The organism is Mesorhizobium sp. M1E.F.Ca.ET.063.01.1.1 (genome assembly GCF_003998155.1).
GTDB lineage: Bacteria > Pseudomonadota > Alphaproteobacteria > Rhizobiales > Rhizobiaceae > Mesorhizobium.
The window spans coordinates 1-952 of record NZ_RZSC01001289.1 but is presented as its reverse complement, the minus strand read 5'-3'; the positions used below and the strand labels follow the sequence as shown (position 1 = coordinate 952).

1 protein-coding gene is annotated in these 952 nt (G+C 62.8%); it reads right to left on the bottom strand.

What is annotated here, in order from left to right; genetic code table 11:
* A partial coding sequence (locus EOA29_RS38015; protein WP_145970107.1) for an RIP metalloprotease occupies positions 1 to 817 on the bottom strand: 817 nt, incomplete at its 3' end.
* Positions 818 to 952: the final 135 nt, after the last annotated feature.

Here is a 952-nt window from a genome sequence, read left to right as displayed (position 1 = left end):
GGCCGGTGCGTTCGATGACATGGCCGGTTTCCTCGACAGCCGCTGCCAGTGCGCCCGCAGGCGTGTAGGAGACCAGCCGCGGCTGTCCAAGCTCGGTGTTGTTGGCGACGCCGATGACCGCGACCTTGACCTTGTTGCCCAGCGCGTCCTGCTGCTCCATCGGCTGCGGCGTCGCCGTCACGGTGATTTCCTTGCCGTCGCGCAACATAGTGAAAGTGATGGCGTCGCCTGCGCGACCCGAGACCAGGCGCTGAACGTCGGCGAAGGTCTCCACCTTGCTGCCGTCGACTTTGACGAATCGGTCGCCGGGCTGGATGCCTGCCCGCGCCGCAGGACTGCCGGCAACGACTTCGGCCACTGTCGGCTCCATGACCGGACGGCCGTAAAGCGAAAACAGGACCGCGAAGACGGCGATCGTCAGCAGGAAATTGAACAACGGTCCGGCGACGACGGTGGCCGCGCGCTTCCAGATCGGCTGGGTGTGGAAAGCGACTTCGCGCTCGGCCTCGGTCAACGATTCGATGTCTTCGGCACTCGGCTGGCTCGATGTCGCGTTCATGTCGCCGACGAATTTGACATAGCCGCCAAGCGGGATGGCGCACAGCTTCCAGCGCGTGCCGTAGCGGTCGTTGAAACCGAAGAGTTCCGGGCCGAAGCCGATGGCAAAAGCCTTCACGCCGATGCCGCACCAGCGGCCGATAAGATAGTGACCCATCTCATGGACGAACACGACGACGGTGAGCACGAACAGAAACGGCACGAGGGTGCCAAGGACAAAGCCCTGCGTGCTGAAGACCGCGTGAAGAATCTCGTTCAAGTCATGCCCTCAAATTCGCCCGCGAACGCGATACTCCGCCGCGACTGTGACATCAATCCGGGCGAATCCGTGGCACGTGCCATTTTTCGAAGCACGGCAACGCCACTCAATTCGGAAACAACCCCAGTGCCGGAT